At 66.7% G+C, this 6,226-nt stretch carries 8 protein-coding genes; all 8 read left to right on the top strand.

Annotated elements, in window-relative coordinates; translation table 11 throughout:
- Positions 1–75: 75 nt before the first annotated feature.
- The 8 genes from pstA (at position 76) to rnt (ending at position 6,123) form a co-directional block, all read left to right on the top strand.
- Positions 76–939, top strand: coding sequence for a phosphate ABC transporter permease PstA (pstA, locus tag AC1VAN_RS08030; protein ID WP_480985588.1), 864 nt, complete (start codon positions 76–78; stop codon positions 937–939).
- Positions 940–958: 19 nt separating this feature from the next.
- Positions 959–1,789, top strand: a complete 831-nt coding sequence (gene pstB / locus AC1VAN_RS08025; RefSeq protein WP_025875381.1) for a phosphate ABC transporter ATP-binding protein PstB — start codon at positions 959–961, stop codon at positions 1,787–1,789.
- A gap of 64 nt (positions 1,790–1,853) precedes the next feature.
- Positions 1,854–2,561, top strand: a complete 708-nt coding sequence (gene phoU, locus AC1VAN_RS08020) for a phosphate signaling complex protein PhoU (protein ID WP_480985587.1) — start codon at positions 1,854–1,856, stop codon at positions 2,559–2,561.
- A gap of 180 nt (positions 2,562–2,741) precedes the next feature.
- On the top strand, positions 2,742–3,092 hold the full coding sequence (locus tag AC1VAN_RS08015) for an HvfA family oxazolone/thioamide-modified RiPP metallophore (protein WP_442251038.1): 351 nt from the start codon (positions 2,742–2,744) through the stop codon (positions 3,090–3,092).
- Complete coding sequence (locus AC1VAN_RS08010; RefSeq protein WP_442251037.1) at positions 3,079–3,954, top strand: HvfB family MNIO-type RiPP peptide maturase; 876 nt, start codon at positions 3,079–3,081, stop codon at positions 3,952–3,954. Before AC1VAN_RS08015 ends, AC1VAN_RS08010 begins: the two co-directional genes overlap by 14 nt.
- Positions 3,947–4,702: an HvfC family RiPP maturation protein gene (locus AC1VAN_RS08005; RefSeq protein ID WP_280884153.1), complete on the top strand. Its 756-nt coding sequence runs from the start codon at positions 3,947–3,949 to the stop codon at positions 4,700–4,702. The genes AC1VAN_RS08010 and AC1VAN_RS08005 overlap by 8 nt, the downstream gene beginning before the upstream one ends.
- Positions 4,703–4,725: 23 nt before the next feature.
- The gene (locus AC1VAN_RS08000) at positions 4,726–5,247 is read left to right on the top strand and encodes an HvfX family Cu-binding RiPP maturation protein (protein WP_442251036.1); all 522 of its coding nucleotides are present in this window, start codon (positions 4,726–4,728) and stop codon (positions 5,245–5,247) included.
- A gap of 291 nt (positions 5,248–5,538) precedes the next feature.
- Positions 5,539–6,123 (top strand): ribonuclease T, encoded by a 585-nt coding sequence (rnt, locus tag AC1VAN_RS07995; RefSeq protein ID WP_032951815.1) that lies wholly within the window; start codon positions 5,539–5,541, stop codon positions 6,121–6,123.
- Positions 6,124–6,226: the final 103 nt, after the last annotated feature.

Genomic DNA, 6,226 nt, shown 5'->3' with positions numbered 1-6,226 from the left:
CTTCATCGTCACCTTCGTGGTGCTCGCCATCGCCCGCCTGATGCTGATGCGCCTGTCCCGCAAGGAGGGCAACTGATGTCCAGCACCGCTGACTCCCTGTACCTGCGCCGCCGCATCGGCAATGTCATCGCCATCGCGATGTCCTGCGCCACCGCGCTGTTCGGCCTGTTCTTCCTCGGCTGGATCCTGTTCACCCTGGCCTCCAAGGGCCTGGCCGGCATCAACCTGGATCTGTTCACCAAGATGACACCGCCGCCGATGCAGGAAGGCGGCCTGGCCAACGCCTTCTTCGGCAGTGCGGTGATGTGTGCGCTGGCGATCGGCATCGGCACCCCGCTGGGTGTGCTGGCCGGCACCTGGCTGGCCGAGTACGGCAACGCCCGCAAGGCCGGCACCGTGGTCCGCTTCGTCAACGACATCCTGCTGTCGGCCCCGTCCATCGTGCTGGGCCTGTTCGTCTACACCCTGTACGTGATGCAGACCGGCGGCAGCTTCTCCGCCTTCGCCGGTGCACTGTCGCTGGCCTTCATCGTGCTGCCGGTGGTGGTGCGTACCACCGACGAGATGCTGCGCCTGGTGCCTTCGCAGATGCGCGAAGCCGCGCTTTCGCTGGGCATTCCGCAGTGGAAGGTGATCGTGCAGGTGCTGTACCGCAGTGCCTCGGCCGGCATCAWCACCGGCATCCTGCTGGCGCTGGCCCGCATTTCCGGCGAGACCGCACCGCTGCTGTTCACCGCCTTCGGGAACCAGTACTGGAACAGCAACGTGTTCCAGCCGATGGCCTCGGTGCCGGTGGTGATGAACCAGTTCGCCGGCAGCCCGTACGAATCCTGGCAGGTGCTGGCCTGGGCCGGCGCGCTGGTGCTGACCGTGTTCGTGCTGCTGGTCAGCCTCTCTGCGCGCGGCATCCTGCTGCGCAACCGTATCTCCCATGACTGACCTTTCCGTGGATACCGCCATGAACGACCTTTCCAACGCCGTGCCGATGCAGCGCATCGTCGTGCCGGCCTCGCACGAGAACCTGCACGCTCCGGCCCCGGTCAAGCTCGCCGCGCGTGGACTGGACTTCTACTACGACAAGTTCCACGCCCTGAAGGGCATCAACCTGGAGATCCCGGAAAAGCGCGTGACCGCGCTGATCGGTCCCTCCGGTTGCGGCAAGTCGACTCTGCTGCGCATCTTCAACCGCATCTACGCGCTGTATCCGAAGCTGGAAGCGCGCGGTGAGGTGATCCTCGACGGCGAGAACATCCTGTCGCCGAAGTACCCGATGAACCGCCTGCGCAGCAAGGTCGGCATGGTGTTCCAGAAGCCGGTGCCGTTCCCGATGACCATCTTCGAGAACGTGGCCTACGGCATCCGCCACCACGAGAAGCTGTCCAAGGCGGACATGGCCGACCGTGTCGAGCACGCGCTGCGCCAGGGCGCGCTGTGGGACGAAGTGAAGGACAAGCTCAACCAGAGCGCGCTAGGCCTGTCCGGTGGCCAGCAGCAACGTCTGTGCATCGCCCGTGCCGTGGCCCTGCGCCCGTCGGTGCTGCTGCTGGACGAGCCGACCTCGGCGCTGGACCCGATTTCCACCAGCCGCATCGAGCAGCTGGTGGAAGAGCTCAAGCACGAGTACACCATCGTGATCGTCACCCACAACATGCAGCAGGCCGCGCGCGTGTCCGATTACACCGCCTTCATGTACCTGGGCGACCTGATCGAACACGACCGCACCGAAGTGATCTTCTCGCAGCCGTCCAAGCAGCAGACCGAGGATTACATCACCGGCCGGTTCGGCTGATCGGCGCTGACGCTTCGTCACCTGTCCCAGCCAGGCGCGCCTGGCTCTACCTGGATTGCAGAACATGAACCTTCCCAACGACCACATCGTCAAAAGCTACGACGAAGAGCAGCAGCGCCTGGTGGCCGAAATCGTGCGCATGGGCGAGATGGCCGTCGCCCAGCTGGAGGCGTCGATGGACGTCATCGAGAAGCGCGATGAGAACGCCGCCCATCGCATCATCGCCAACGACGAAGCGATCGATGCGCTGGAACAGCAGATCAGCCACGACGTGATGCGCCTGGCGCTGCGTGGCCCGATGGCCCGCGACCTGCGCGAGATCCTCGCCGGCCTGCGCATTCCGGCCGATATCGAACGCATCGGCGACTACGCGGCCAACGTCGCCAAGCGCTCGATCGCGCTGGGCAAGGTGCCGCCGCTGCCGCAGATCCAGGGCCTGCGCGCCCTCGGCCGCCTGGCCGCACAGCAGGTCCGTCGCGCCATTGCCGCCTACCGCGACAACGATGCCGATGCCGCGCTGGAACTGCGCGAGGACGACGCCCGCCTGGACGCGCAGTACACCGCGCTGTTCCGCGAGCTGCTGACCTACATGATGGAAGACCCGCGCAACATCACCCCGTGCACSCACCTGCTGTTCATGGCCAAGAACCTGGAGCGYGTGGGCGACCATGCCACCAACATCGCCGAGAACGTGTGGTTCCTGGTGCACGGCGARCAGSYGCTGCCGCCGCGCCAGAAGCGCGACGAGACCTCCAGCGCGGGCGATATCTGATACTGCACTGCAACACCGGATTCGACTCCAGGGTGGCCGCTGTCCTCGTGACAGCGGCCTTTTTGTTGGCGCTGCAATACTTCTCACGAAAATTTGAATTCCCGGCGAGGATTCGTTGAGTAGGATCGCTGCACCATCGCTTCACCACGGGCACCCGCCCACCACCCAGGAGCACGACCGATGAGCACCTCCAACAAGACGCTGTCCCTGCTGACCGCCACCGCCCTGGCCGCAGGCCTCGGCATGACCGCCTCCGCCTCGGCCCTGAGCATGACCGACCTCGCCCAGGGCTACCTGGTGGCCGGCCAGGCGGCCAAGGCCACCGATGCGAAGGCGACCGATGCAAAATCCGCCGATGCGGCCAAGCATGCCGAAGGCAAGTGTGGCGCCGACGGCAAGAGTGCTGAAGGCAAGTGCGGCGGCGACAAGAGCAAGGCAGCGGCCGGTGCGGACACCAAGGCCAAGACCGGCGGTGACAAGAAGTCGGCCGAAGGCAAGTGCGGCGAAGGCAAGTGCGGTGGCAAGCACTGACGTCCGCGCCGGCGTCGTCCACCCGAGGTCGCCGCTTCCTGCGGCGGCCGTGGGCCTGGGCCTGCGCCGTGCCCTGCTGCAGGACCTGCGCGATGCACCGGCCGGCGATTTCGATTTCCTCGAATGCGCGCCGGAGAACTGGATCGGTGTCGGTGGTCCCGCAGGTGACGCGTTGGCCGAACTGGCGGCGCGCCATACGTTGAGCTGCCACGGCCTGTCGTTGTCGCTGGGCGGCAGTGCCCCTCTGGATACCCAGCTGCTGGCGCAGGTGGGTGCGTTTCTGCACCAGCATCAAGTGCCGCTGTACAGCGAACACCTGAGCTACTGCAGCGACGAGGGCCACCTGTACGACCTGCTGCCGATTCCATTCACCGATGAAGCGATACGCCACACCGCTGCCCGCATCGCCCGGGTGCAGGACATTCTCGGCCGCCGCATCGCCGTGGAAAACGTGTCGTACTACCTGGCGCCGGACCCGACGATGGACGAACTGGCCTTCACCACTGCCGTGCTGGCCGAGGCCGACTGCGATCTGCTGCTGGACGTCAACAACGTYTACGTCAATGCCTGCAACCATGGCTACGACGCCGATGCCTTCATCGCCGGCCTGCCCGCACAACGCATCGTCTGCCTGCACGTGGCCGGGCACCTGGACGAGGCGCCGGACCTGAAGATCGACACCCATGGCAGCCCGGTGATCGACCCGGTGTGGGACCTGCTGGCACGCACCTACGCCCGTATCGGCCCACGCCCCACCCTGCTCGAACGCGACTTCAATTTCCCGCCCTACGCCGAGCTGCGGGGCGAACTGCAGACCATCCACCGCCTGCAGGCCGCGCATGCCGGAGCCGCCCATGGCTGATGCCCCCGAACGCCTGCGTGCGCAGCAGCACGCGTTCACCGCGCACCTGCGCGACCCGGCACAGGTACCGGCGCCGCCCGGCATGGACCCGCGTCGGGTGGCCGTGTACGAACGCCTGCTGTTCAACAATCTGTTGGGGTTGTTGAGCAATGGCTTCCCGGTCTGCGTGCGCCTTCTGGGCGAACCGGACTGGAGTGCACTGGTGCGCCACTATTTCGCCAGCCACCATTGCCACACCCCGTTGTTCACCGAACTGGCTGCCGAGTTCGTGCAGTGGCTGCAGGTGCAACCGGAGCTGCCGCATCCGGCGCTTGCCGAACTGGCCCACTACGAGTGGGTGGAGACCGCGCTGTACCAGCTGCAGGCCGATCCGCTGCCGGAACCGGGCAACATCGATCCGCTGCAGGTGCCGCTGCGCCGCTCACCGCTGGCCTGGCCGCTGCTGTACCGCTGGCCGGTGCATCAGCTGGGTAGCGAAGATGCACCGTCGCAACCACCGGCAGAGCCCACCGGCCTGCTGGTGCGGCGCGACGCTGATGGCGCGGTGCGATTTGCCACCCTGACCAGCCTCGCAGTGCATCTGCTGACCCTGATCGGCGAGTCCCCCGGGGCCACCGGCCAACAACAGCTGCAGCAACTGGCCGCCCTGCACCACCTCGATCCTGGGACATTGGCCGCCCCTGGCGCGCACCTGCTGCAGCAGTTCCTGCGTGCTGGCGTGATCGGTCCGCTCCCCGCTTCACCCTGACGCCCCTTCCAGGAGATGCACCGATGAAGACCCCGACCCTGGCCGCCGCACGCGGCCAGCTGGACCGTTTCGCCCCGTGGTTGGCCCCGCTTGGCCTGCGCCTGCTGCTTGCCTGGGAATTCTTCGAATCCGGGCGCGAGAAGCTGCACGGGCAGAACTGGTTCGCCGATCTGCAGGATGCTTTCCCGTTTCCGTTCGACCAGCTGCCCGCTGCGCTGAACTGGCAATTGGCCACCTGGTTCGAACTGGTGGGCGCAGCGTGCCTGCTGTTGGGCTTCGGCACCCGCGTTGCGGCCGCCAGCCTGCTGGTGCTGACGGCTGTGGCCACGTATGCGGTGCACTGGCCGGCCGAATGGAGCTCGCTGGGCGATCTGGCGATGGGCTATGCGATCAGCGATCAGGGCTTTGGCAACTTCAAACTGCCGGTGCTGTTCATGGCGATGCTGTTGCCGCTGCTGTTCACCGGTGCTGGGCGCCTGAGCGTGGATGAAGTGCTGGCGCGCTGGTATCCGTCGGGCCCCACGGCGCGGCCTGTGCTCCGGTAGATGCCGACCTTGGTCGGCGCGCAGGGTGCCAACCAAGGTTGGCACCTACCGGGATCCCGGGCGACGTGGTCGGCGCACGCCGCGCCGTCCGGTAAATGCCGTCCTTGGTCGGCGCACGCCGCGCGGTCCGGTAGATGCCGACCTTGGTCGGCGCGCAGGGTACCAACCAAGGCTGGCACCTACCGGGATCCCGGGCGCTCAGGGTCGCTCTGCTAGAATCCGTACATGACCGACCCCACTTCCGCACCTGCCGCCCTCCCTGTTTCCGACGTACCCCAGGCGCAGCGCGCGATGTCACAACGCTTCCGCGGCTTCCTGCCGGTGGTGGTGGATGTTGAAACCGGCGGCTTCGACAGCCAGCGCAACGCGCTGCTGGAAATCGCCGCCGTGCCGATCGAGATGGACGAGAACGGCCTGCTCTACCCCGGCCAGACCGCCAGCGCCCATGTGGTGCCGGCCGAGGGACTGGAGATCGACCCGAAGTCGCTGGAAGTGACCGGCATCATCCTCGACCATCCGTTCCGGCTGGCCAAGGAAGAGAAGGCGGCGTTGGACCACGTCTTCACTCCGGTGCGTGCAGCGATGAAGAAGTACGGCTGCCAGCGCGCGATCCTGGTCGGCCACAACGCGCATTTCGATCTCGGCTTCGTCAACGCCGCGGTGGCCCGTACCGGGCACAAGCGCAACCCTTTCCACCCCTTCAGCGTGTTCGACACGGTCACCCTGGCGGGCATTGCCTATGGCCAGACGGTGCTGGCACGCGCGGCCACGGCGGCCGGGCTGGGCTGGGATGCCAACGAGGCGCACAGCGCGGTGTATGACACCGAGCAGACGGCGCGGTTGTTCTGCACGATCGCCAACGCCTGGCCGCGGTGAAGCAGCCAACGGCGGAGCCCCTCGTGGCGGGCTGACAGCGATTCCTGGGCGGGCCGGGCGGGTGGACTGCGCAGGGGACGCTGCAAGTACATCCCTGTAAGCT

It is taken from the genome of Stenotrophomonas sp. 05L44_2, from assembly GCF_056665995.1.
This window is presented reverse-complemented; position numbering and strand designations above follow the sequence as displayed.

Coding starts and splice junctions, on each gene's coding strand:
- rnt (WP_032951815.1), top strand. CDS start 5,539: ATGTCACAACGCTTCCGCGGCTTCCTGCCGGTGGTGGTGGATGTTGAA.
- AC1VAN_RS08000 (WP_442251036.1), top strand. CDS start 4,726: ATGAAGACCCCGACCCTGGCCGCCGCACGCGGCCAGCTGGACCGTTTC.
- pstB (WP_025875381.1), top strand. CDS start 959: ATGAACGACCTTTCCAACGCCGTGCCGATGCAGCGCATCGTCGTGCCG.
- AC1VAN_RS08005 (WP_280884153.1), top strand. CDS start 3,947: ATGGCTGATGCCCCCGAACGCCTGCGTGCGCAGCAGCACGCGTTCACC.
- AC1VAN_RS08015 (WP_442251038.1), top strand. CDS start 2,742: ATGAGCACCTCCAACAAGACGCTGTCCCTGCTGACCGCCACCGCCCTG.